Here is a 23736-nt window from a genome sequence, read left to right as displayed (position 1 = left end):
CGCGATGATCTCGGCCGTACAGCTCCACCACGCTTTCGGGGACCACCAGGCCCTGCGCGCGGTGAGCTTTCGTGTGGCCAAGGGAGAATTCGCTTTCATCACCGGACATTCCGGCGCGGGCAAGACCACGCTCATGCGCATCCTGCACGGCGAACTGCCCGTGCAGCGTGGCAAGGCCCGCATCGCGGGCTACGATCTGGCGGCCCTCAGAAAAAACCAGCTTCCCTTTCTGCGCCGTGAGGTGGCTTTGATCTTCCAGGACTTCAAAATCCTGATGGACCGCTCGGCTACTGATAACATCAGCCTCCCTCTTGAAGTTGCCGGCATGCCCCGGGACCAAATCAAACGCAGGGTGGATTCGGTGCTGGCTTCGCTTAATCTCGGACGCATCGCGAATCTGGCCTGCGCCAGCCTGTCCGGGGGTGAACAGCAGCTCGTGGCCACCGCACGAGCCATGGCAAGCGGCCCCAAGGTCATTCTCGCGGACGAACCCACCGGCAACCTGGACTGGGATATGGCTCAACGCCTCCTGGAGGTGTTCAAGCAGTTTCATGCGCACGGCTCAACCATTCTCATGGCCACCCACAACCAGGACCTGGTCAGGTCAACCCCCCAAGCCAGGGTGCTGAGCCTGGAGAGCGGCCTTCTTCTGAACGGGGGCGACGATATCCAGGAGGATGAGTAAATGATCCTCTTGGGCCGGGCCTTTGCCCGGGCTTTCGCCCAGATTGGACACTCTCCCGGTCTGCACGCCATGGCCGCCCTGGCGTTGGCTCTCACCTGTTTTCTGGCCGGAGCTTTCGGACTTTTCCTGGCCAACCTTGACGAGTACCTGCTCCAGCGCAAAGGCCACGCCCAATTTCAGATATACTGGAAACCGGGCTTGGATATGACTCAGATACATCCACAGTGGGACGCCATCAAAGCCATGCCCGGCGTTCAGGAGTTCACGGGCTTCACCCCCGACCACGCCCTTGAAAATCTCAGGAAGGCCCTCGGCGACGGGCTCGACCTTTCCTGGCTTGGAGGCACCAATCCGCTGCCTCCCACGGGGCTGGCCACGTTCATGGTGTCAAGCGAGGACCCGCGGCCCGCCCAAATCTTTCTTGAGAGCCTGAAGGCTCTGCCCGGGGTGGACAAAGTGCGCTTAAGCCCCATGCAGCTCGACTTGTCCGCGGCACTTCGCGCGCTCTCCGCCCGCGCCCTCATCCCCCTTTCGGTCTCCTTGTCGCTGGTCATCGCCGTTGTGGCGTATTTAGCGGCGCGGCTATGCCTGGAAGGCCGCAGGGCCGAGGTTGAAATCATGAGACTGGTAGGCGCCCAGGAGTGGTTCGTCCGTTTGCCCTGGGCCGTGAGCGCGGCGATGACCGGTTTTGGCGGAGCCCTGGCAGGGCTTGTCTTTTTGCATATGGTCCAGCTCTTCCTGGCCGATGCGCTCTACACCGCGCCGCTCTGGATCAAGCTCGGGCCGCTTCCCGTGGAAGAGGGTGCAGCCATGGCCGTCATGGCCCTCGTCATGTCCGCTCTGGGCGGCTGGCTGGCCGCCAGGGAATAACCGTGAACGACCCTGACCGGCTGGTGGCCTGGTTTGGCCGGGAGTATTTCGCTGCATCCATAGCGCGTCCGGGCTGGAGGGTATTCGTACACTCCTACCATGACCCGCAACTCTTCACCTGGAATGACATCGTTTCGCTGTGCGGACAGGCACCGGATGTTCTGGTTCTCGGCGACCGCAGCCACCCGCCTCCGTTTCTTGGCCTGGAGAGTTACCCCTGCCTGACCGTTTTTTACAGCGTGGACAGCCACATCCACTCCTGGCACCCCCTGTACGCCCAGGCCTTCGACGCCTGCCTGGCTGGCCTCAAGGACGACCTGGACCGTTTCGCCGTTGGTCGCCTTACCGCCAAGCAGGTGCTCTGGAGCCCGGCCTACGCCCCGAACCAGGAGTACCTGCTCTGGACACCGGAAGAGCCTGAATGGGACGTTCTCTTCGCGGGGACCGTAAACCCCGAAACCACGCCGCTTCGTGCCGAGTTTCTGGAGCGGCTGAAATCGGCCTTGCCAGGGCTTCATGTACGCCAGGGAGAATTCAAGTATCTCTTCCCCAAGGCCCGCGTCGTTCTCAACGTGGCCGAGCGCGGAGACCTGAATTTCAGGGTGTTTGAAGCTTTGGCCATGAAGAAACCCCTGCTCACTCCGCTGACGGGCAATGGCCTCCTGGAACTCTTCGAGGACGGACGCGATCTTCTGACCTACGCCGCGGATGACGCGGCCGACTGCGCGGCCAAAGCACGCTGGCTGTTGGACCACCCTGCTCAGGCGGAACAAATGGCCCGATCCGGGCTGGCAAAGGTGGACTCGGCGCACAGGGGGACCCACCGCGCCGATGCCTGCGTGGCTTTTTTTGCCTCGCTGCTCTCTCAGGGCAATGGCAAACGCCTTGCTCTGGCCGGCGACATCCATCAAAGCGTTCTGAAACCCCTGCATCTGCACTGGGCCGACTCTTCGGCTGAACCGGCCATGAAGATGGCATATTTACGGGATGCGAGAAGAAATCTGGAAAAGCATCTTCCGGATGGGAACGGTTCGACGGTTTGAGTGAGGCCTCCGGCGGCCAAAGGGCTACGCCCTTTGGTATCCCTAGATAAAAAGAAAGTCCCCTGTGTCCGACAAGGAAACAGGGGACGTTACACTTTCTTTAGGTGTTATGGACTCCTATTGCGTGGCTGCCTGAGCTCAGGCAGTTCGTCACACCGCCTCTTTCACCTCTTCGGTCTGCCCATGACGTTCAATGCCGAGCTTAGCCAGATTCGCATCGGGTATGTGGCTCGAAATGTTCGTGGCCGTCTGCTTCACTGTGTGGCAGGCCTTGCAGGCCGGAAGCGGATCAGGGGTGTTCACCCTTTCCCGGGCCTTCACCCTGGCCGGATGGTTCCACACTTCGAAGAAGGTTGAGTCGTTCAAGTTCCCGCAGCTTCCGCCTCCTCCGCAGCACAGGTTCACCGACCCGTCGTAGCGGATGAAGATGGTTTTCCAGGGTTCGCGACACATGTTCCCGGTACGGTCCTGATGGAGCGACTCCAGACTTTTCGCGGCCAGCTCCGAGAACAAGGGCGGCCTTTCCAGGTACACCCCGGCCGACCTGGCCATTTCTATGGCCTTGAGCATGTGATGGTCGGCATACTCCTGGTGGAAATAGAGAGATTCCTCCAGCATGTGCTCGTGATGGATGGTGCAGGTTGAGACATAGATGGAGTCCACTCCCAGGTTGCCCGCTATCACGGCCAGCTTTCCGAGTTCAGCGATATTGGAGCGCATGGCCACGAAGCCGAGCTGAATGGACGGGAGCTGTACCCCATGCTTGAGCTTGAGTTCGGACAGAGCCCCGATGTTGGAGAGAACCTTGAAGAAGTTACCTCCGCGTATCTTCTTGTAGGTCTTGGGCGTGGCCGCATCCAGGCTGATCTTGATTTGCGAAAGGCCCGCATCGAGCAGCATTTCTCTCTTGCGCTCAGTGAGCAACGATCCGTTGCTCACCATCCACAAGTTGCATCCGGCTTTGGCTCCGGATTGCAACATCCTTTCCAAATGCGAATACATCAGTGGCTCGCCGCCTGTAATGAACAAGGTCCTTGCGAAAGGAAGGATCGGCTCGAGCCTGGACAGGGCCAGCTCCGAGAGTTCCTTGTCCGAATCACGCTCGGATTCTGCGCACATGATGCAGTTGTAGTTGCATTTGACCAGCGGCATCACGGTGATGAACTCGGGGAAGGAGTTCACCTGGCCCACATGGTTGGTCATGTACACGCTGTTGGCCAGCTCGTTTAGGTCTTTAAGGTTTTGGGTATATTCCATGTATATTCTCCCTGCCCTTTAAGAGGCTGCCTTTATGGGCATAAGCTCTCCGGCCAGCAGCTTGTCGGCCAGGGCGGTGGAAAAGTGAGTGTAGATCGCGTCCACTTTCTGCATCTTACCCACACATTTTTTGCAATAGTCCGGTTTGTCCGAACTGTTCACGGTGCGGCGCAGGTTGGTAAGCAAAGGCCCGTTCCAGATGTCCATGAGTTCCGACTTGGCCAAGTTGCCCATCGAGGGTGCCCCTCCGCAACAGATGTTGACATCGCCATCCATGTTCACCATGAAAAGCCGCCAAGGTTCGTTGCAGCTCGTAAACACGCGGGTTTCCGCCGGGGCAGTTGAGTTAAAAAGGATAGGAAGGTTGATGGGGATACCTATCGACTTTGCGGCCGCCGCTGCCTTGAGCATGCACTCGTCAGAATACTCCTGGTGGAAATAGAGGGATTCTTCGATCCAATCCTCACGGGTGCAGTTCATATAATAGACATTCACCTGGTGTATGCCGATGGAATCAGCCAAGGCCAGGAGCTTCGGCAGTTCTGCCACATTGGATTTCTGGGCCACGAAGTTGAACTCGAGTATCGGCAAGGCTGAGCCTGTCCTAACCTTGAGCTTGGAGAGCTCCAACACGTTGTTCACGAAGCGCATGAAATTCCCGCCCCGGATGTACTTGTAGGTCTTGGCTGTTCCGGCATCCGCGCTCAGTTTGATGTTGAACACCTGGTTCTCGACGATGAAACGGCGCATCTCCTCGTCCATGAGTGAGCCGTTGGTGGTGATGCGCACCTTGGTGGAGGTTTGGTTGGCCAACGCCACCATCTCTTTGAAATGTTTGTACACCATCGGTTCCCCGCCGATTATCTGCATGATGTCGGCGAAGTACATGGCGTCCCTCATTTTCTCCACCACGTCCCAAGCCATCTCCGGTTTGTCGAATTGCTCCTGATAACACATCCGGCAACGGTAGTTGCATTTTACTGTGGTGGTGAACATGATTTCCTGGGGGAAGGTGGGGGTCTCAGCCACGGCATTCCCGGCCATGACCGGGAACAACGTATTGTTCATTATTGTGGCATGTTGCGGATAGCGCATGAAAAGGCCTCCTATGCCGCCAGATGGCGGAGATGGTTCAATACCCCTGGATCGAGGACTTGGCCGATAATGTCAGCAGCACCTGGCAGGCAGGCGGATAAGTACTCGCCCGCCTCGGGATAAAGGTCCTGACTGGCCGCAACGGTGATCCAGTTCATCCCCGCAAGCTCCTTCATGGGTTCCGGGGAACGCTCATAGGAACCAAGGATCTCCTCCAATGCGTCCATGTGATTGGAGGCGGGCACGCGGATGGAAGCTCCGGTGACGGCCTTGCCGCCCACAACCATGTAACCCGTGCATTGAGGGTAGTCGTAGGGAACGAATGGCGTGTGCTCGATGTTTTGTACCCAAGCTCCGTAAAGGGTCTTGAAGGAATCCAGCTTTGAGGCTGCGAAATAGTGGTCGGACTGAGCCTGGGTCCAATGATAGAGTTCCATGCCGTTTCCATGCTTTGTGGCCGCGGCGAGCCAATCGTCCAAGAGCAGGTTGGACCTGGAAAGCCTGAACGCGCTCTGCGGGAAATCCCAATAGGTGTGAAACGGTTCGAATATGCACCCATTCACCAGAAGCCCGTCCTGAGACAGTATGCGGAATGTCTCGGCAGCCGTCCGCATTTGATTGTCTGATATGTTCAGCGCCGAAGAGGAGACTATGAGGTCCACCGAGCCGTCCTCGAAGGCGAAGCGGTTGGCGAAGTCGAATTCCCGGTATTCCAGATTCGGTAGCCTGAATTTTTCGCGGGCAACGGTGAGCGATTCGCGGCTCACGTCTAGCCCGATCACCTTCGCGTCGGGGAACCTGGCAGCCAGGGACCTTGTCGTCTGGCCCAAGCCACAGCCAAGCTCGATTACCAGTTTTGGGGCATTGGCCAAGCGCGCTTCAATATATGGACTGAACTTCCCGTAGTGATCCTGAACCGCCACGTAGCCCGTCTCGTGCCAGCGATCTTCCGGAAGATCGATCAGTTCTGCCATGATCCTGGCCACGGCCACGTGGTTGACGAAGTGCCAAACCTTTTTCAACCGCACCGGAACGTCGGTCTCTTGACGCTTTCTTTGGAGTTGTCCACCCACTTTCAGGTAGGGGATCAGGCTCACTGACTCCCAATCGCAATTTTTGGTTGCATCGAGCAAGACGTCGGCAAAGTGTTCCGGATTACCGCCCAGGATCACCCAGTCTGCTCCGGGGATGTGTTCCAGGGGGCGTCCCCGCCATTCCGGATAGGCGAGGTTGGGGCGCGTGCTTAGGAGGGGATAGATGAAGGGAGTCCGGCAGCGCCAGGATGACCCCACTACCGCTAATTCGTAGCAGGCAAGACCGGACAGGTTTAGCACCGGCATGGGTTTTTCAAGCCTGGGCGAAACCGCCTCAGTTTTGAATGCTTCGCGAATGCGCTCATAGAGCGGCCCGATTTGAGCCGCCGGGATGAATACCCTGTGTGTTCCCGCCATCGTGCTTGCTCCTCGCTTACGATCTCTCCATGCGCCGAAGAGATACGCGCCAACAAACAAGCAAGGAACGTGCCTGGGAAGCAATGATGTTTTGGAAGGGCTCTGTGAGCGTAAGATTAATTAGAGGGATGCCCGGATAAGGCCTTTGGGGTCCTGGGCGGCCAGCATCCTCTCAAATCGTGCTGACTTCCCCTGAGCAGCTGCCTGAGCGCGCGCCAACCGTAGTTCTTCGAGCCCCTCGGGCACGCGGAAGGTTTTCAAATCGACAAGGCCCAATGAAAAACTCAACAGAAAGTCCTCACGGTTTCGAAGGGACAACTGGCTTAAATACCCCATGCGGGCCAGCTCGCTGCCCGGAATGCCTTTGAGCAAAGCTTCCGCCTTGCGCATCACCGCTGGGTTCTCCGCATCCATCGACAAGCTCATCGTATAGCATTCGCTGGCTGTGGCCGGGAGATGGCGTTCGCTGTCAAAAGGAAACCCCGGCCTCCAGGGCAGGCCGTTTCGAGCCAGGGTCTCGGCCATGGCCGCGTACAGGGACGCGGGACTGTCCACATCCTGAACCGGGGAGCCGGTGGCGGCTTGGAATGTTGTGAAGAGGCTCCGGGCAAGCCCGAGCTCTCCCTGTCGCAAGGCAAGGGCGCATGCGCTGGTCCGAAAGGAAACATCGGTTGGCGCGAATCCAGCCAGGGCATTCCGGGCCGCCAGAGCCAGAGCCTGAGCCGATTGTCCCGCCAGGACCAGCAAACGTAATATTGCCGTGAAGCACTCCGCCTCGTCTTGATACGGCTGGAGCCCGGCAAGGACTTCCTCGAGGGTTACGGGCAAGAGGGACGATTCCAGGCAGCGCGCCGCCGCCAGCCAGAATTGGCGCTTCCCATCTAAACCGCATGCAGCTGGTGGTGCCTCCATGGCCAGTTGCCAAAGGGCTTGCACCCTGTTCTCCGGCCTGTGCTCCCGTTCGGTCCGCTCCCAGGCGGCCCGGCCGATCTTCTCGGCCAGCTCCGGGTTTTTCAAATAATATCGAACCACCTCACCCAGCTCGAGCGCTTCGCTGTACGTGACCACTTCCCTGCCCGGCTCAAAAAGCTCTTCGAGCCCGTTTTCGGCATGTGGCTCCAGGACAAGGCACCCCACCGCTGCCGCCGCGAACAACCGCTGGGTTATCTCGCCCTGGATGGATTCATTGGGGGCCAACCGCGTCTGTGAATACACGGATTGTACCTCTCCATAGGGGATCTCCGTTTCCACTCGGATGGGGAAAAGAGACTGAAGATACTCCACGAAAAGCCGTCTCACTGGCCTGAACTGAGTCACCCGCCCCACAAACGCCACGGGATGCCCCCTCTGAGAGTGCGCAATACAAGGGCCGAACCTCTCGCACCAGGTTACCCATCCCACCTTGCCCGCACCGGCCTGACGGAAGGGTTCGAGCCAAGCCTTCTGGGTGCAGGCTACGGCCCCGAAAAGACTCGCGTAGGGAGCCTGCCAATAGTGGTTGAGATGGGGGTCCTGGGTCCAAAACACCTTGGGGCAGTCGAACTGTTCCAGACCTTTCACGAGTGTACGCGGAGTGAGCAACTCGTCCTGAAAAATGACATCAGGCACTATTTCGCTCTTTGCCAATTCAGCCGGAAGATCCAATAGCCCCGGAGGAGCGTTCAGCACCGTCACTTCCGCGGGAAGATGCTCGAGCCATGGGCCGAGGCTCGGCGTGATGTAGACCGCCCTGGGTTTTACGTTCATGTTCGGGGAGAAACGAGTTCCGCGCGTCTGAAACAACCCAGCAGGTGGTCGTTCACCAGACCGCAGGATTGGAGAAATGCATAGGCGATGGTGGTTCCCACGAATTTAAATCCCAGGGATTTGAGGTCGCGGCTGACCGCATCCGAAAGCGGCGTCGACGCCGGAACCTGATCAATTCGTTCCCAAGCGTTGACCACCGGCTTGCCGTCCACAAATCCCCAGAGATAGTCGGAGAAGCTGCCGTGCCGGTGCTGCACCGCCAGAAAAGCCTTGGCATTGGCCGAGGCCGCTTCCACCTTCAACCTGTTGCGGATGATACCCGGGTCGGCCAAGAGGCGTTCGTGCTCCCTGGGACCGTATGCTACTATTACACTCGGATCGAACCCCTGGAACGCTAGGCGAAAGCCTTCGCGCCGCTTGAGGATGGTGAGCCAGGACAACCCCGCCTGGAAGCCTTCCAGCACCAGCAACTCGAAGAGCCCTCTGTCGTCTCGCAGAGGGGTTCCCCATTCCCTGTCGTGATAGTCCACATACACGGGATCGCTGCCGGGCCAGGGACAACGTCTGTTCCCGTCCGGCCCTACCAGCAGGCTCATTGGGCTTCCTGCGACAGGTACACTGCCATTTTTTCCGAGAACAGGTAGAGGCAATCCACCATGAAGGAATACTCGGGGCATTCCTGACGCCACAACGCCATCACCTCCTTGAGGTCCTGGCGGGCGGCTTCCAGCTCAGCAGCGGACTCGGCATTGTTGATACGTGCGAGAAGCCCCAGGTACTCGTCGGATGAAAAGGCCGTGACAACAGCGCGGCTCACGCGCTCCTTGTCGAGCCCGTCCCATACTCCCTTCATGATTGTGTCCTTATTCTAGATGGAAACGGTTGTCTAATTACCGGAAAGCTTACGGTCGCTTATCAGAATGAATTCCTCGAAATGCTCTTCCAGCCACTCATATATCCTCAAGATTTCCTCCTGAAGGTGTGTGGGAAGGTGGACTCGAAGCACCGCCATCCATGATTCCAACTGGTGTTTCCAGTACTGCGGTTTGAAACCGTGCGCCCGGTAGGTGTGGAGCACCCAAGAAACTGTGCGCACCAACACGGAGGCATCGAACTCTTCGAGCAACGCCGTCACGAAGCGGCTGTGGTTGCGGTGGGTCTCGAGCAAGAGGCCTAAGCTGTCAGGTCCCACCAGATCATGTATGTCTCCTCGAGCGAGCATCCTGGCACTCACCGCCGCGGCCATGGCATCGGCCCGTTCGGCAAAGGCCTTGGCAGCGTCCTGGGACGGACTGGGTATAGACCGTGCGCTTTCAAGTAACCGGCGGGTAATCATACGTCAGGCCCCACGGCTCGGCTGTCTCAGAAGCGCCAGGCCGGTTTGCCCGCCAGGCTGGATCGGGGAGGTTCCGGGTCGATTCCGCTGCTTCACGACAAACCTAAGCACATACGCGGTTTTCTCTTAAGAGATTAGCCTGTATACTCTGGCTTGGGCTAGGGGTAAAGGGTGATAATGACTTTTGGAGGGCAAGTTGAAGGATTCACGCCATGTGCTCATAAGCGTTGTCACCCCGACCAGGGGTGACAGGCCCTTGGCGCTGGCTCAGGCAGCCCGTAGTCTGGAAGCTGCCGCCACGCATGCAATGGACGCGGGGCTTCTGGCCCCGGGGCAGGTGGAATGGCTGGTAGGGTTTGACGGATGCAAAGGGCTTCGCCCAGCGATTTCACTGCCGACCACGTTCGTGGATTTTCCAAAGTCCGGCAATTTCGGCAATCTCATCCGCGAAAGGCTTATCAACCTGGCCAAGGGCTCGCACCTGATGTTTCTCGACGATGACAACTCCCTGGCCGAGACATCCCTGACAAGTTTCTTACCCCACCTTGACGTCGAATTCATTGCCGCCCGCATCGACGTGAGTCTCGCCTTCGACATCTCCCTCCTCCCCAGGCCAGGTCCTGGGGAACCCATACGCCAAGGGAATATTGACCCCCTGTGCCTGTGTGTTTCCAGAGAGCTGGTCATCGGACGAGGGAGAGGCTGGAGCGGAGAAGGCGGGTACGAATCGGACTTTCTGAACATCCGCAGATACTTCCAAAGAGCCCGCAGTCACCTGTTCCTGGACGATGTGGTCGGTACGTACGACTCAGGACGCGGCTTGGACCCGGAAGGGGTCAACCCCAGACAGGCCAGGACCGAAGCGGACAAATTGAAGGGCGACTAGGACAAGCACACGTTCGAGCCGCAAAGTCCTCAGGCAGGCCCGAACGCGGGCTGGGCTAACCCCAAAATGTTTCCAGAAATACGCGTCACATGCCGGAGGCCAAGATGCTCCCAGACATCATGGTGCACATTTGTGCGCCGCCCACGTCCTCAAGGACGCACGGGGCTACGGCGCAACCTGCTGGCAGGCGGCAAGCTGGCCCTTGTTCATCCAGGCCAGCGCACCTGTGGCGGGGTTCTCGGAATACTCCATCATGATGGCCGTCTGGTCATCCGCGTCGAAACGCCAGGAACGGTCGCCGCGCAGATTGGGCTGGCTCTCCAGGGGAGTCCCGTAAGTATCCTTGAGTTTGCCTAGCAAAAGCAAATGGTTGACCTGTCCGTCGTAACGAGTGAGAGCTCCGGCGAATTTTCCTTTGCAAAAGACGTAGACGACCTCGCGCATGCGCACGCCCAGCACATCCATGTCGTCCCCGGGTAGTGTGTAGTATTTCAGATCCCCATCCTCCTCTCGAAGATCCGGCTCCGTCAGCACTGAAAGGGACGCCCCCCAGGCGATCCCCTTGAAACCTTCAGAGGACTGAAGCTGCGGACTTTTTTGCTTGGCCTTGCCCTTCTGTTGTCCCGACCCTTTCTTGGATTTCGAGGACTGTTTCGATTTGGACTTGGTTTGGCTCGTCTTCTTCGCGGAGTTTTCGGTCTGAGCCCAGGCGACAGGAGAGCTCAGGACCAGACACAGGCCCAGGCAAATCATTCGAATGCATGTTTTCATGCCCGTGGGATAGTAAAAGCCCGGCTCCGCATCAAGCGGTCCGGGCTTTAAAAAAAAATCGATTTGAGCAAAAAACCTTCAAAGGGAGGGCGGTTGCCCGCTTCCCGTGTCCAGCCAATGGATCATGCGAAGTCTTGGCCGGACCCGTTTCATAGCCGGGGAACCTACACAGCCTTGTCAAGAACTCCCTTGGCCATGCGTTTGATGCTCTCCGACAATGTGACCAGTTCATCCTGAGGGATTTTGCGGATGACCTTTTGGCTGCTGGCGTCAACCATCTCCACCTGAACATTCCCCCCAGCGTCGTCGAGCACCTTGAAGTGCAGCTTTACGCCCTTGTCCCCGAAGTACTGTTCAGCCTGCTTGGAGAGCTTTTCCGCCTCCTCGCGGCTGAAGGATCCTCCTGGTTGCCCGGACCCGTTGCCTTCATGCCCGTCTGAAGTCTCCTGAACCCTTTCGTCCTCGTGCTTGGTGGCGGCTATGGCTCTCTCCACTTCAAGCGCCAATGCCGCGGCATCCCGTGGGAACTCTGTTTGCTGAATGTTCATGGTTCACCCCTCCCTGGATGAAACCTTTTCTCTCTTTCGGTTTCGTCGCAGCTCTTATCGGATTTTAGCCGACGAACTTTAGCCCACCTCCCCTTCCTTGACTTGAAGGGCGTTTTCATCAAAAGTCCTTCGCTCCTCAATTTCGCTTCCGCGGAGAGAATCGTGAAACCAGCCCCGTCGTCCATTTCGTTCCCGAAACTGGAGGAGGAAGTCCTCGCTTCCTGGACCAAAGACCGCACCTTCTGGAAATCCCTTGAGAAGACCAAGAACGGCAAACCCTACGTTTTCTACGACGGCCCGCCATTCGCCACAGGTCTTCCCCACTACGGGCACATCCTCACCTCCTATGTGAAGGACACCGTTCCCCGCTATTTCACCATGCGCGGCCACTTCGTGGACCGCACCTGGGGATGGGATTGCCACGGCCTGCCCATCGAGTACGAGGTGGAAAAAAAGCTGGCCATCTCCGGCAAGGCCGAAATCCAGGAGTACGGCATCGGCAAGTTCAACCAGAAATGCCGGGACATCGTTCTGGGATACGCTGGAGAGTGGGAAAAGGCGGTTGGCCGCATCGGTCGCTGGGTCGATTTCTCCCGCCAGTACAAGACCATGGACCTGACCTTCATGGAGTCGGTCCTTTGGATATTCTCGCAGTTTTACGAGAAGGGCCTGGTCTACGAGAGTCCGCGCGTGGTGGCCTACTGCAACCGCTGCATGACCCCGCTCTCCAACTTCGAGACCGGCCTGGACGACTCCTTCCGCGAACGCGACGACATGGCCATCACCGTCCGCTTCCGCGACGCCCTTATCCCGAGCCGCTCCTTCCTGGCCTGGACCACCACACCCTGGACATTGCCCTCCAACCTGGCCTTGGCCCTAGGCGCGGACATCACATACGCCTTGGTGGAGATCGCTCCGGACGACCAGGTCTGGATCGCCAAGGACCGCATGGAGGCCTACAAGAAGTTCCTGCCCGAGAACCCGGTCATCGTGGAGGAAGCAAAGGGCGCCGCCCTGGTGGGACGCAAGTACGTCCCGCTTTTCCCCTATGCCCAGGGCGAACGAACTCACGTGGTTTTGGAGGGTTCCTTCGTGGACACCTCCATGGGTACCGGCATCGTGCACATGGCGCCCGCCTTCGGCGAGGACGACTACAACCTCTGCACCAGCCAGGGCATCGACATCTTCGACCCGGTTGACCATCAGGGCCAGTTCACCGAAGCCGCTCCCGACTGGACCGGCATGGGAGTGTTCGAGGCCAACAAGCACATCGCCAGGCGGCTCCGCGAAACCGGGGCCATGTTCGCCCAGGAGAACTACCGCCACAAGTACCCGCACTGCTGGCGCTGCGACCAGCCCCTCATCTACCGGGCCATTTCCAGCTGGTACGTGAAGGTGGCCGAAAACCGCGACAAGCTCCTCGGGTGCAACGAGGACATCAACTGGGTTCCCTCCCACATCGGTACCGGCCGTTTCAAGAACTGGATAGCGGACGCGCGCGACTGGTCTGTTTCGCGCAACAGGTTCTGGGGCACCCCCATCCCGGTGTGGCGCTGCGGAAGTTGCGGCACGCTCGAGGTGCCCGGTTCCATCGCCGAACTCGAGGCCAAGTCCGGCCAGAAGATCGAAGACCTGCACCGGCCCTTCTGCGACGAGCTGACCTGGACCTGTTCCAAGGACGGCTGTTCCGGGGCCATGAAGCGCGTTCCCGAGGTGTTCGACTGCTGGTTCGAATCCGGGGCCATGCCCTACGGCCAGGCCCACTATCCCTTCGAGAAGAAGGAGTGGTTCGACGCCAACTATCCGGCCAGCTTCATCGTGGAATACATCGCCCAGACCCGGGGCTGGTTCTACACCCTGCTGGTGGAAGGAGCGCTTCTTAAAAATCAGGCGCCCTTCACCAACTGCATCTGCCATGGCGTGGTCCTGGCCGAGGACGGCCGCAAGATGTCCAAGCGGCTCAAAAACTTCCCAGACCCCATGGAAGTGGTGAACAAGTATGGCTCCGACGCCCTGCGCATCTATCTGCTCTCCTCGCCCGTGGTGCGCGGCCTGGATATCCGCTTCTCCGAGCGGGACGTGGAGGACGCTGTCCGGCGCTACCTCATCCCCTTCTGGAACGTGTTCCACTTCTTCACGTCCTACGCCGCCCTGGTGAAAGGCTACGAGCCCACGCGCATTGAGACGGCCACGGAGCTTGCCGACCGCCACATCCTGGCCGAGTTGGAGGAGCTTCGCAAAAGCGTCGAGGCAAACATTGAATCCTACGATCTGCCCAGGTGCTACCAGGCCATCCAGCAGTTCATCGACACCCTGTCCGGCTGGTACGTGAGGCTGAACCGCCCCCGTTTCTGGACGGAGACCGTGACCGATGACGCACGGCAGGCCTTCGACACGCTCTATACCTGCCTGGTGGAGGCCTCGCGCATCTTCGCGCCGTTTATCCCCTTCGCCATGGACCATATCCACACGCACCTGGCCGGCGAATCGGTGCATCTTGCCGATTGGCCCGCAGCCGTGCCCGGACGAGAGGATGTGAAGCTCACTGCCGAAATCGATACGGTGCGCCGGGTCATCGAGTGCGGGAGAAGTGTCCGCGAGAAGGTGCGCATCAACCTGCGCCAGCCCCTGTCCACCATCCTGGTGGCCGGGGAAAAGAAGGACCTGGTCGAGCCGTACCAGGCACTTATCGAAGAGCAGGTGAACGTCAAATCCGTCCAATATCCAGACGGGCCGGAAACCTTCGCCAGCCGCGCCGTGCAGCTTGACGCCAAGAAGCTGGGGCCTCTTTTGAAAGGCGCCTTTGGTCCCACCCTGGCCGCCGTGAAGACCGGAAGCTACGAGATCGGCCCGGATGGGGCCCTTACCGCTGCCGGAACCCGGGTTGAACCGGGCGACTTTGTCATCGCCTGGGAAGCCTTAAGCGACGATGTGGGCGTGGCCGCAGACAAGGGGCTTGTGGTTGGCCTCCAGCTTGCCATAACTCCCGAGCTCAAGCGCGAAGGCGCTGCCAGAACGCTCAACCGCCTGATCCAGGACCAGCGCAAGAAGCTTTCTCTGGCCTATGACCAGCGCATCACACTTGGCATCGAGGCGGACGGCGTGTGGAAGGAGTCGCTTGAGGCCCACGTGGGCTGGCTGACCGAGCAGTGCCTGGCTGTTGGAGTGGAATGGAGCGTCTCCGCCCCTCAGATCGAGGTGGAGGACGAGAACGGCAAGCTCAGGGTAGAAGTGATAGCGAAGTAACAGGACGCATCCGGCGGCCAAAGGAACTTCTTTCCTTTGGAATCCTTTTCAGCGTCGCGTCTCTCATTGCCGATAATATTCACGATGGGAATTGAAGCCCCGGCCAGACGAAAGTCCGGCCGGGGCTTTTTCTCGGGAGGAGGGCAACCTGTCTTCAGCTTTTCAGGTTCTTTTCAATCCAATCGTCCAGTTCCTTCTGCCCCTTCTCAAACCTGTCCTTGAAGCGGCCCTTGAACTCGGCCTTCTTCTCAGAGGCCTTGGCCCGTTGTTCCGGGGTGAGCACCGAATCGATCTTAGCCTTGACCTTGCCCATGTTCACGGCAAGTTCTTCACCGGCCTTGGCCATGGCCTGGGCGGCCTTGCGCACCAGCGACTCGTCGCCCGGGGTCTTTTCCATCACCTCGCGCATGCTTTCATGCGCCTTCTTCATGGCCTCGTGCACAGCCTTCGACTGTTCACGGTTTTCCTTGAGGATCTTGGCTATTGTGCCCTTCTGGTCCGGGGTGAGCCCAAGGTCCTCGAGCAGTTTAACAATGCCTTTCCCATGTCCCGGACCGAAGCCATCGGGTCCGCCCGAGCCTCCGGGACCGCCAGGGCCCTTTTCCTGGGCGGCCATGGCCGTTGCGGCCAGCGCCGCCACCAATACCATGACGGCTGCGAATCGTTTCATTGTGTTGTCTCCTTGCTCACGTTGCTTGAGCGCGCTCAAGGAGTATGTGGGAGTTTGCCCCAGCTCCGTTACAAGTAATGCGGTACAACCGAGCTATTTCTTACATAGCGGGAAGGAGGTCATGATGGAGTGTGGAACTGCTTCAGGGACCGGGCGCTGCCCGCACAGTGAACTCTTTGCTTGCTCGCGTCCCACCCAATGTGGCGGGACGCGAGCACGAAACAGACTGGAAACAAGACCGGGGCTTAAGTTTCAAATTTACGGGCACGGTATGGGTTGGTAGGCCACGCTCCCCTGGCTGTAAACCTCCCGGTAGCATTTCTGGTCCACCACGTAGACGTTGCCCTTTGATGAAGATGAATTTGACAGGGCGATTGCTGTTGCCGGCAGAACCGTGAGCATCGCGCCCGCTGCGACGCCCGCCGCGACTCCCGCGCCGTATCCACCGGAATAGCCGTACGCGGGCACGGGCACGGGGACCGGAACAGGCATGGGTGGAGGCGGGTACCCGGGACGGTTGGCAATGGCGGTGTTGTTGACCACGGTGGTATTGTTGACCGTTCTGTTGATGTTCGTGTTTCCTGCGGCGACGTTTCTGTTCACCTGCCCGATATTTCCACGAGCAGGCTGAGCCCCCTCGAACTGGGCGCTCCGATTGACCTGCCCCTGACGGTTGAAATCGGCCTGCCGGTTTCCCCCTCCCCCAAAGCTCTGGGATCGGTTGAACCCTCCTCCGCCGCGGCCGCCCCCACCTCGAGCGTATGCGTCTCCCAGACCGAAGACCCCCAAAAACACCGCTGCGAGAAGTATCATTCCAAAGGGTTTAAGCCCCCCTGCAATGCATCCGGAGCGAGAGTCCGTAGTGTTCATGCCAGCCTCCCTTTAATTTCCGGTGTTGCCCTGCCCCAGGGGAAGAACCGGAATTTCCCGGGCTCCCTTGGGTGGGGTGAAAACGAAGATGGAAGACGCGAATTTCGCCTCGGTATTCCACTTGCTCAACACAGCCGTATATTGCGGCCAGCCTGGCAGACTTTTGTCTGTAACAACGATCTTTCGCGGCAGGCCGTCGGCTTCGTCTATCCAAATCTGCCAGTTCATGTCTTGCCCGAAGAAAACCAGATGGTGGCATGGTCTCCCTGCTGCAGAATGAAGCCCAAGATAGCGGCCTGTTACTTTGTCCAAATCGAAAGAGGCGCACGGGGCGGAATACAGGAGATTGGCCAAGGGCGCCTGCAGACCGTACTGGTCGATCACATGCTGGACGGTCGCGTCTGTGCTTCCCCTGCCTTCCACCGTGCCATAGACATTGGCGTCGGCGTCGTAGGACACGAGGGTCTTGCCGTCGTAGACATACGCCCCGTCCCTGTCGTCTCCAATTATGTCGCAACGGAAACGGTTCGGCCGCTGCACGCGGGTGGTAATTGCCTGGGACAGACGTATGGAGTCTCCTGTGGGAAATGCGAAGTCCCTGTCCACCTCCGCCAAGAAAGAATACGATTTGAGGGTTGCGAGCCGATCACAACAAACCTTCAGAACGATTTCAGCTTGGACGTCCGTCCCTTCGCCGGCGTGAGAGTTCCTTACAGGCAGGACAACCGTGAGCGCCAACAGCAAACCCGCGGCAAGTGCCCCTTTCATACGCATGTGTGCCTCCTCGTGGCATGGATATCCGGTTGGATCTGCGGGGTATTGGAAATATATGCTTTCCATACGCGCCTCCCGTCAAGCCTGGAAAGGCGCGGGAAGCGTATTGATTTCTCGCTGCTACCATGTATTTATCAACTCTGCCCGGACCCGATTTTCCCGGCGGGTTCGGTGATCAGGTATGGAATAATACTGACACTGGTTGCCCCGGCCAGCGCATGCGGACCGGGATTGGTGCCAGAGATACTGCCGGACGGTGTACCCCAAATAGCGGGGAGTTGTTCCGCCGCCCTTTCCGGCGGATTGGAACGGGACTGACTTCCCAGGAGGTTTGCAATGGAATGGGTTGAAAAGGTCAAAAGCTTTTTCGCTGGAGAAAAGAAGGATTTGAACGACCCGGAAATCCGCAAGGAAGCTTTCTTCCTGCTCTCGGAGCTCTATGGCTCAGCCCGCTGGGACGAGTTCGCCATGATCGTCCGCCAGACCATCATCACTCGTCACCCTGTGCAGAAGCCTTCTTTCGCAGAGATGGAAGCTGAAATGCGCGAGGTTCACAAACTTTTCGAACCCTGGCTGAACTAAACCAGACGGGCCGCCCCGAAAGGCGGCCCGCGATGCTCACTCATTCTTAGCAGGCCAGACCTGCTTACTCTTCTTGCAGCTTTGCGAGCAGAGCCGTCCGCAGTTCCTTGGAGCCCATTCCCAAAACGCGGTTCACCGCGCTCATCACCGCCTTGATGGAGGCGGTGACGATATTCTCGTGGATTCCCACGCCAAAGGTCATGCCCTTGACTCCCTCCATGGACACTTCCACAAAGGCGACCGCCTTGGCGTCCGCGCCCTGGCTTATGGCCCTCTCCTCGTAGGAGTGCAGGGTGATGGGCAACCCGAGGGCATGCACCGCGGCGTCGATCGGGCCGTTGCCCTTGCCGGAAAGGCCGAAGGTCTTCTTGTCCACTCCAACAGTCAGGCTGATGCCCTGTCCCTTGCCGCGCTCGAAAAGATGATGCCCGGCGTAGAGGATAGGTTTTTTGAGCTTCAGATACTCGCTCTCGAAAAGGACCCAGAGCTCCTGAGACGTAATCTCGCCGCCCTTGGAATCGGCATGGCGCTGCACCGCGCCAGAGAACTCAACCTGAAGCCGCCTGGGCATCACCATCCCGTGGGCAGTCTCCATCAGGTAAGCAACTCCGCCCTTGCCTGACTGGCTGTTCACCCTGACGATGGAGTCGTAACCGCGCCCGAGATCTTCCGGATCAACTGGGAGGTACGGCACCTCCCAGACATCTCCCTGCTTGCGGGCCTCCATGCCTTTTTTGATTGCGTCCTGGTGGGAGCCGGAAAAGGCCGTGAAGACAAGGTCACCCGCATAGGGATGCCGGGCATGGATAGGCAGGCCTGTGAGTTCCTCTGCGGCCCTGGCAATCTTTTCCAGCTCCGAGAAGTCCAACCCGGGATCGATCCCCTGGGTGTAGAGGTTGAGGGCCATGGTCACGAGATCCGCATTCCCGGTGCGCTCGCCGTTGCCGAAGAGACAGCCCTCGACACGGTCGGCCCCAGCCAACAGGGCCAACTCCGCGGCAGCGACAGCCGTCCCCCTGTCGTTATGCGTGTGCACGCTGACGATCATGCTCTCTCTATGCTTGAGCTGCCCGCACATCCACTCGATCTGGTCCGCGAACACATTGGGCGTGGCCAGCTCCACGGTAGCCGGAAGGTTCACGATGAGCTTGTTGGCCGGGGACGCTCCCCAGGCTTCGGCCACAGCGTCGCAGATGTCGCGGGCGAAGCCGAGTTCGGAGGAAGAAAAGTTTTCGGGGCTGAATTCGAGAACCCATTCGGTCCCAGGCTGTTCGCCGGCGAGTTCCTTCACCAGTTTCACGGAGGAAACAGCCATCTCAACCACTTCCTCCGGCGTCTTGGCAAACACCGTTTTCATGAATACCGGGGCCGTGGCGGCATAGATGTGGACGATGGCCCTGCGGGCTCCCACCAGGGACTCCATGGTCCGCCTGATCAGATGCTCACGGCACTGACTGAGCACGGAGATGGTAACGTCTCCCGGGATTTTGTTTCCCTCTATCAGGGCGCGAACGAAGTCGAAGTCGGTCTGGGAGGCGGACGGGAAGGCCACCTCGATCTCCTTGAACCCCACCTTCACCAGCAGTTCGAAGAGGCGCATTTTGCTGGCCGGGTCCAACGGTTCGAACAGCGCCTGATTGCCGTCTCGCAGATCGGTGGAAAGCCAGGCCGGAGCATGCGACGTGATCTTGTCCGGCCAAGTCCTCTTGGAAAGTGGAACCTGGGGAAAAGGACGGTATTTTCCTGGGGTGGTGGGCTGCATGAGCCTTTCTCCTGCGTTGCTGAATCAATAACTTTCCCCGCCTTTGGCGGGTGGACACGAATACGGGGGAAGAATGAAAAACTGTTTATTTGCCCGCGGGGGGCAGTAGCAGAAGAAGGCAGGAGGACAGGGAATGGGTGTTCCAGGCCATGGGGTTTGCTTACCCACATCCGCCGTGAGCTGTCAACCAGCCATCTTCTCTGTGCCTTTTGCTTTTGTTGTGCGAGTTCGCATGACAATGGATTCCCCTTTTTCGAGGTCTCCCACTTGTAAAAAGCATTCCCTGCAGCTACCTGTATGGAATCTCCCAGGAGAGGAACTTGAAGAAGCCCAGACCCACGTTCATCGTGCTTTCGTATGCGTTTTTCAGCGCATGCTGGATACTCTTTTCCGACAGAGCCGCGAGCGGACTCTTCTCGAGCCAGCCTGATGTGTTGCTCTGGGTCAGCACTCTCAAAGGCTGGTTCTTCGTGGCTGTCACGTCTCTTCTTCTGCTCTTGGCGCTAAGCCGCCACGATGCCAAAATTTCCAACCAGATACATGCTCTTGAAGAGAGCGAGACCCGCTTCCGTACCATTTTCGACTCCGTCAGCGATGCCGTCTTCATCCATGACGTCAAAAACGGGACTATTCTGGACGTAAGCCAGCGAGCCTGCGAGATTTTCGGCTATACCCGCGAAGAGATTACCCGCTTGGACGTAGGCGCCCTGAGTTCCGGACGACCGCCCTACAGTCAGGCCGATGGCGAATTTTGGATGCGCCGGGCCATGGAAGAAGGTCCCCAACGCTTCGAGTGGCTGTCAAAAAACCGTGAAGGCAGAGAGTTTTGGGTGGATGTAAACATCCGGTTCGCTCGCATCGGTTCGCAGGACGTAGTCATTGTTTCCATCCATGACATAGACGACCGGAAGAGAATCCAAGAGGAAGTCCTGCGAGAAAAAGCTTTCACCGATGCCGTCATGGATAGCATCCCAGGGCTTTTCTACCTCTACGATGACCAGGGGAAGCTTATCCGCTGGAACAAGAAACATGAAGAACTTACCGGTTACACCAGCGAAGAGCTCTCCCGCATGCACCTGCTCGATTGGTACAAGGACGACCCCGAGGAAATTGAAAAGATAAGCAACGCGGTGGCCCGGATCGCCACGGACGGCTACTCCGAGTCGGAAGGGCATCTCCAACGCAAGGACGGCACGAAAGTCCTGTTCTATTTCACGGCCGTGCCTCTTTCGATTGAAGGGAAAAACTATTTCACGGGCATTGGCATCGATATCACGGAGAGAAAGAGGGCTGAGATAGCCCTACGGGAAAGCGAAGAACGCTATCGCTCAGCCATCGAAAACATTTCGGATGTCCTGTACAGAACCGACGACCATGGCAGGCTCATCATGGTCAGCCCTTCTGGCGCACGGCTCTTGGGCTATGAATCCGATACCGAGCTTCTTGGCCGTCCCAACGAGCAGTACTGGGCTCAACCGGAAAAGAGGGCTGCCTTTCTGGAATTGCTCCAGCTTGACGGCAAAGTGAGCGACTACGAAGTGGAGCTTAAACGAAAAGACGGTTCCACAGTGGTTGTTTCCACCAGCAGCGCGCTCTATCGCGACCCGGGGGGGAAAGTCCTTGGTGTTGAGGGGATATTCCGGGACATCTCCGAACGAAAACGCGCCGAAGAGGCTCTGCGCAGAAACGAGGAGCGTCTTCGGGTCATCTTCGATACATCCCCGTCATCCATATTCTTGGTGGACATAGCAGGCCAGATGGTCATGGCTAACACCAAGATGTCGGAGCTGTTCGGCTATCCGCCGGAACAACTTGCCGGGATGAACTACCTTGAGCTGCTCCCGCCTGACGAACGTGAAGTGGGAATGGCCCGAATGCAAGCGCTCATCCAGGGTGAACGAGACTCCTTGTTCATCGAGCGACAATACCTGCGGGCTGATGGAACCGTGTTCTGGGGACATTTGGGAACCAGAAGACTGCAGGGCCCTCACGGGATCGTGGAAGGCTTGGTCGGCATTGTAAGCGACATAACCGATCGCAAGCGCATGGAGGCCGCCCTCCAGGCCTCTCATAGGCTCACCAAAGACATCCTGGATTCCATGCCTTCAGCGGTGATTGCCCTGGATGCCCAGGGCAACATCACTTTATTCAACCGGAGTGCGCAATCTCTGAGCGGCAAAGCCGCGCAAGAAGCCCTCGGTTCACCTCTGTCCAGAGTGCTCCCCCTGTTGCCAGTCACCGAGGAAGAACTTGAATGTGTTCGCCAGGAGAACCGGACGCTCTTCTTGGAGAAAGCCAGTTTTCCCTCCTTGGATACCACCCTGCTCACAGACATCCACATCTACCCGCTCAATGCGGGTGAGCTTGGCCAGACGGCCATCATCATTGAAGACGTAACAGAGAGGACCAGGATCGAGGACATGATGGTCCAGACGGAAAAAATGATGAGCGTGGGCGGCCTGGCCGCCGGCATGGCCCACGAGATCAACAATCCTCTTGGCGGCATCGTCCAGAGCACTCAGGTGATCCTGGGCCGGCTGGAAGCCGACTCGCAAGCCAACCAGACCGCTGCGGCCCAAGCCGGCTGTACGCTTGAAAGCTTACGCGAATACCTGAGCAAGCGCGAAATTCTTACTTTGATGAGAAACGTTCGCGAATCGGCCATCAGGGCCGCTCATATCGTGGCCAGCATGCTTGAATTCAGCCGCAAGAGCGAATCACGCCGGGCTCCCGTAGCCGTGGACAAGCTGCTCGACAAATCCGTTGAGCTCTGTTCCACGGACTATGACCTCAAAAAAAGCTACGATTTCCGCAAGATCGAGATCACCACGGACTATGACCCCAACCTCCCGCCCGTTCCCTGCACAGCCACTCAGATCGAACAGGTTTTCATGAACCTGTTGCGCAACGCAGCCCAGGCCATGCGCGAACGCCTACAGGGCAGCCCTTCCCCACGAATCATCCTGCGCACCAGACGCGAAGACGGCTTTGCCAGGATCGATATTTCAGACAACGGCCCAGGAATGCCCGAAGAAGTAAGGCGCAGGGTCTTTGAACCCTTCTTCAGCACCAAGCCTCCCGGAGAAGGAACGGGCCTTGGCCTTTCGGTGTCCTTCTTCATCATCACCTCCAACCACAAAGGCACCATCCACGTGGACTCCGAACCAGGTGAAGGAACCACCTTCACCATCCGCCTGCCCCTGTTCCAGCAACCAACCTCCCTCGGAGACCGCGCCGCTTCGCAGACATAACGCGCCATCGCAGACCCACGGTGTGCTGGACATTGCCATATTCGGAAGATACCTCTGCTCCATCGGGCTTGTTTGCTGAACCGGAGGATTGTTCGACCATGGCTGAATACCCGATCATTCTTGGAGTGTACTCCCACCGCAGGGGAATACGAGTCGGAACCGGCACAACAAAGGCCCAACACACGAAGGTCACCTACTGGTTCGCCCGTCAGCTGGAGCAGGACAATTTCGACGTTCAGCCTCTCAACATATACCATGTTCCATCAGGACTGCGAGAGAGTGTGCCCAGCGAGAAATTCCTGGCCGAGTACACGCCAGAACCGAGCTACTACCAGGTAAACACGGTCCCGGCGCTCAAGTCCTTGTATGAAAAAGTCACCAAGGGCGAAGAGTACCTCAAGGACGGGGACTTAGATGCAGCTGAGAAAGAATTCATCAAGGCCCTCATGATCGACGACCTGAACGTCCAGGCCAACTACGGTCTGGGCGAGGTCTACACGGAAAAAAACGAATTCGAGAAACTCCTCAAGGTGTTGAAGGTCCTGATGGGCCTCGAGGACGCCTTCAACCTCGAGAACAGGGAGCGGCTGAACTCTTTCGGCGTCAAGCTGCGTAAGAACGGCCATTACGACCAGGCGGCCTCGTTTCTCGAAAAGGCCCTTGAAATCAACCAGGACGACGACCACATCATGTTCAACCTGGCCAGGGTCCATTTCGACAAGAAAGACTACGAGAATTGCAAGAAGCGGCTTACTGAAGCCTTGGAGTTGAATCCAGATTTTTTGGAAGCGAGAAAGTTCCTGAACTACTGCAATCAGGTGGCTGCCGGAGGTGCGTCAGGGTAGCGCGGGACAGAACCATCCCGGCTGTTTTCATCCCCACCGGAAATACTC

21 protein-coding genes are annotated in these 23736 nt (G+C 58.4%); 8 read left to right on the top strand and 13 right to left on the bottom strand.

From position 1 onward, the window contains the following. The first annotated feature begins 4 nt into the window (after positions 1-4). From HY795_19030 to HY795_19020, 3 genes are read left to right on the top strand one after another with little or no spacing between them, the layout of a single operon-like run. Positions 5-685: an ATP-binding cassette domain-containing protein gene (locus tag HY795_19030; protein ID MBI4807314.1), complete on the top strand. Its 681-nt coding sequence runs from the start codon at positions 5-7 to the stop codon at positions 683-685. Then, complete coding sequence (locus tag HY795_19025) at positions 686-1555, top strand: hypothetical protein (GenBank protein ID MBI4807313.1); 870 nt, start codon at positions 686-688, stop codon at positions 1553-1555. Positions 1556-1557: 2 nt separating this feature from the next. After that, positions 1558-2598, top strand: a complete 1041-nt coding sequence (locus HY795_19020) for a glycosyltransferase family 1 protein (GenBank protein MBI4807312.1) — start codon at positions 1558-1560, stop codon at positions 2596-2598. A gap of 150 nt (positions 2599-2748) precedes the next feature. Here HY795_19020 and HY795_19015 read toward each other — a convergent pair whose 3' ends face one another. The 7 genes from HY795_19015 to HY795_18985 form a co-directional block, all read right to left on the bottom strand. Next, on the bottom strand, positions 2749-3855 hold the full coding sequence (locus HY795_19015) for a radical SAM protein (GenBank protein ID MBI4807311.1): 1107 nt from the start codon (positions 3853-3855) through the stop codon (positions 2749-2751). Positions 3856-3873: 18 nt separating this feature from the next. Beyond that, positions 3874-4950 carry a radical SAM protein gene (locus HY795_19010; protein MBI4807310.1) on the bottom strand — a complete coding sequence of 359 codons (1077 nt, stop codon included), beginning with the start codon at positions 4948-4950 and terminating at the stop codon, positions 3874-3876. 11 nt (positions 4951-4961) lie between these two features. Further along, positions 4962-6401, bottom strand: coding sequence for a class I SAM-dependent methyltransferase (locus tag HY795_19005; protein ID MBI4807309.1), 1440 nt, complete (start codon positions 6399-6401; stop codon positions 4962-4964). A gap of 120 nt (positions 6402-6521) precedes the next feature. Continuing rightward, on the bottom strand, positions 6522-8147 hold the full coding sequence (locus HY795_19000; protein MBI4807308.1) for a glycosyltransferase family 1 protein: 1626 nt from the start codon (positions 8145-8147) through the stop codon (positions 6522-6524). Then, positions 8144-8743 (bottom strand): DNA-3-methyladenine glycosylase I, encoded by a 600-nt coding sequence (locus HY795_18995; protein ID MBI4807307.1) that lies wholly within the window; start codon positions 8741-8743, stop codon positions 8144-8146. Before HY795_18995 ends, HY795_19000 begins: the two co-directional genes overlap by 4 nt. Beyond that, the gene (locus tag HY795_18990) at positions 8740-9003 is read right to left on the bottom strand and encodes a hypothetical protein (GenBank protein MBI4807306.1); all 264 of its coding nucleotides are present in this window, start codon (positions 9001-9003) and stop codon (positions 8740-8742) included. Before HY795_18990 ends, HY795_18995 begins: the two co-directional genes overlap by 4 nt. Positions 9004-9033: 30 nt before the next feature. Beyond that, positions 9034-9483: a hypothetical protein gene (locus HY795_18985; GenBank protein ID MBI4807305.1), complete on the bottom strand. Its 450-nt coding sequence runs from the start codon at positions 9481-9483 to the stop codon at positions 9034-9036. Between the two features lie 214 nt (positions 9484-9697). Between HY795_18985 and HY795_18980 the strand changes: the two genes are divergently transcribed. After that, on the top strand, positions 9698-10369 hold the full coding sequence (locus HY795_18980) for a glycosyl transferase (GenBank protein ID MBI4807304.1): 672 nt from the start codon (positions 9698-9700) through the stop codon (positions 10367-10369). Between the two features lie 165 nt (positions 10370-10534). Here HY795_18980 and HY795_18975 read toward each other — a convergent pair whose 3' ends face one another. Both HY795_18975 and HY795_18970 read right to left on the bottom strand, forming a co-directional pair. Beyond that, positions 10535-11122 (bottom strand): hypothetical protein, encoded by a 588-nt coding sequence (locus HY795_18975; protein ID MBI4807303.1) that lies wholly within the window; start codon positions 11120-11122, stop codon positions 10535-10537. Between the two features lie 182 nt (positions 11123-11304). Continuing rightward, complete coding sequence (locus tag HY795_18970) at positions 11305-11688, bottom strand: flagellar protein FlaG (protein MBI4807302.1); 384 nt, start codon at positions 11686-11688, stop codon at positions 11305-11307. A 162-nt stretch (positions 11689-11850) separates the two neighbouring features. On the opposite strand from HY795_18970, the gene HY795_18965 reads away from it, so the two are divergent. Next, a complete protein-coding gene (locus HY795_18965; GenBank protein MBI4807301.1) occupies positions 11851-14934 on the top strand; it encodes an isoleucine--tRNA ligase in 3084 nt (1027 codons plus the stop codon). Between the two features lie 154 nt (positions 14935-15088). On the opposite strand, the gene HY795_18960 is transcribed toward HY795_18965, so the two are convergent. The 3 genes from HY795_18960 to HY795_18950 form a co-directional block, all read right to left on the bottom strand. Next, the gene (locus HY795_18960) at positions 15089-15604 is read right to left on the bottom strand and encodes a Spy/CpxP family protein refolding chaperone (protein ID MBI4807300.1); all 516 of its coding nucleotides are present in this window, start codon (positions 15602-15604) and stop codon (positions 15089-15091) included. Between the two features lie 258 nt (positions 15605-15862). Then, positions 15863-16474 carry a hypothetical protein gene (locus tag HY795_18955; protein ID MBI4807299.1) on the bottom strand — a complete coding sequence of 204 codons (612 nt, stop codon included), beginning with the start codon at positions 16472-16474 and terminating at the stop codon, positions 15863-15865. A 12-nt stretch (positions 16475-16486) separates the two neighbouring features. Then, positions 16487-17248, bottom strand: coding sequence for a DUF2092 domain-containing protein (locus HY795_18950; protein ID MBI4807298.1), 762 nt, complete (start codon positions 17246-17248; stop codon positions 16487-16489). Between the two features lie 336 nt (positions 17249-17584). Between HY795_18950 and HY795_18945 the strand changes: the two genes are divergently transcribed. Next, a complete protein-coding gene (locus HY795_18945) occupies positions 17585-17830 on the top strand; it encodes a hypothetical protein (GenBank protein MBI4807297.1) in 246 nt (81 codons plus the stop codon). A 64-nt stretch (positions 17831-17894) separates the two neighbouring features. On the opposite strand, the gene leuA is transcribed toward HY795_18945, so the two are convergent. After that, positions 17895-19592: a 2-isopropylmalate synthase gene (gene leuA / locus HY795_18940; GenBank protein ID MBI4807296.1), complete on the bottom strand. Its 1698-nt coding sequence runs from the start codon at positions 19590-19592 to the stop codon at positions 17895-17897. Between the two features lie 320 nt (positions 19593-19912). Between leuA and HY795_18935 the strand changes: the two genes are divergently transcribed. Together HY795_18935 and HY795_18930 are read left to right on the top strand one after the other, a co-directional pair. Beyond that, complete coding sequence (locus HY795_18935) at positions 19913-22843, top strand: PAS domain S-box protein (protein ID MBI4807295.1); 2931 nt, start codon at positions 19913-19915, stop codon at positions 22841-22843. A 98-nt stretch (positions 22844-22941) separates the two neighbouring features. Beyond that, on the top strand, positions 22942-23688 hold the full coding sequence (locus HY795_18930) for a tetratricopeptide repeat protein (GenBank protein MBI4807294.1): 747 nt from the start codon (positions 22942-22944) through the stop codon (positions 23686-23688). Positions 23689-23736: the final 48 nt, after the last annotated feature.

The organism is Desulfovibrio sp., assembly GCA_016208105.1.
In the GTDB taxonomy this organism is placed as follows: Bacteria; Desulfobacterota; Desulfovibrionia; order Desulfovibrionales; family Desulfovibrionaceae; genus Fundidesulfovibrio.
Note: the sequence above shows the minus strand (reverse complement) of the source record. Positions and strands in the feature narration are given on the sequence as shown.

Bases quoted from the DNA above. Each gene is read 5' to 3' on its own strand.
- HY795_19030 (MBI4807314.1), top strand. From the start codon at position 5: ATGATCTCGGCCGTACAGCTCCACCACGCTTTCGGGGACCACCAGGCC.
- HY795_19025 (MBI4807313.1), top strand. From the start codon at position 686: ATGATCCTCTTGGGCCGGGCCTTTGCCCGGGCTTTCGCCCAGATTGGA.
- HY795_19015 (MBI4807311.1), bottom strand. From the start codon at position 3,855: ATGGAATATACCCAAAACCTTAAAGACCTAAACGAGCTGGCCAACAGC.
- HY795_19010 (MBI4807310.1), bottom strand. From the start codon at position 4,950: ATGCGCTATCCGCAACATGCCACAATAATGAACAATACGTTGTTCCCG.
- HY795_19005 (MBI4807309.1), bottom strand. From the start codon at position 6,401: ATGGCGGGAACACACAGGGTATTCATCCCGGCGGCTCAAATCGGGCCG.
- HY795_19000 (MBI4807308.1), bottom strand. From the start codon at position 8,147: ATGAACGTAAAACCCAGGGCGGTCTACATCACGCCGAGCCTCGGCCCA.
- HY795_18995 (MBI4807307.1), bottom strand. From the start codon at position 8,743: ATGAGCCTGCTGGTAGGGCCGGACGGGAACAGACGTTGTCCCTGGCCC.
- HY795_18985 (MBI4807305.1), bottom strand. From the start codon at position 9,483: ATGATTACCCGCCGGTTACTTGAAAGCGCACGGTCTATACCCAGTCCG.
- HY795_18975 (MBI4807303.1), bottom strand. From the start codon at position 11,122: ATGATTTGCCTGGGCCTGTGTCTGGTCCTGAGCTCTCCTGTCGCCTGG.
- HY795_18970 (MBI4807302.1), bottom strand. From the start codon at position 11,688: ATGAACATTCAGCAAACAGAGTTCCCACGGGATGCCGCGGCATTGGCG.
- HY795_18960 (MBI4807300.1), bottom strand. From the start codon at position 15,604: ATGAAACGATTCGCAGCCGTCATGGTATTGGTGGCGGCGCTGGCCGCA.
- HY795_18955 (MBI4807299.1), bottom strand. From the start codon at position 16,474: ATGAACACTACGGACTCTCGCTCCGGATGCATTGCAGGGGGGCTTAAA.
- HY795_18950 (MBI4807298.1), bottom strand. From the start codon at position 17,248: ATGCGTATGAAAGGGGCACTTGCCGCGGGTTTGCTGTTGGCGCTCACG.
- HY795_18945 (MBI4807297.1), top strand. From the start codon at position 17,585: ATGGAATGGGTTGAAAAGGTCAAAAGCTTTTTCGCTGGAGAAAAGAAG.
- leuA (MBI4807296.1), bottom strand. From the start codon at position 19,592: ATGCAGCCCACCACCCCAGGAAAATACCGTCCTTTTCCCCAGGTTCCA.
- HY795_18930 (MBI4807294.1), top strand. From the start codon at position 22,942: ATGGCTGAATACCCGATCATTCTTGGAGTGTACTCCCACCGCAGGGGA.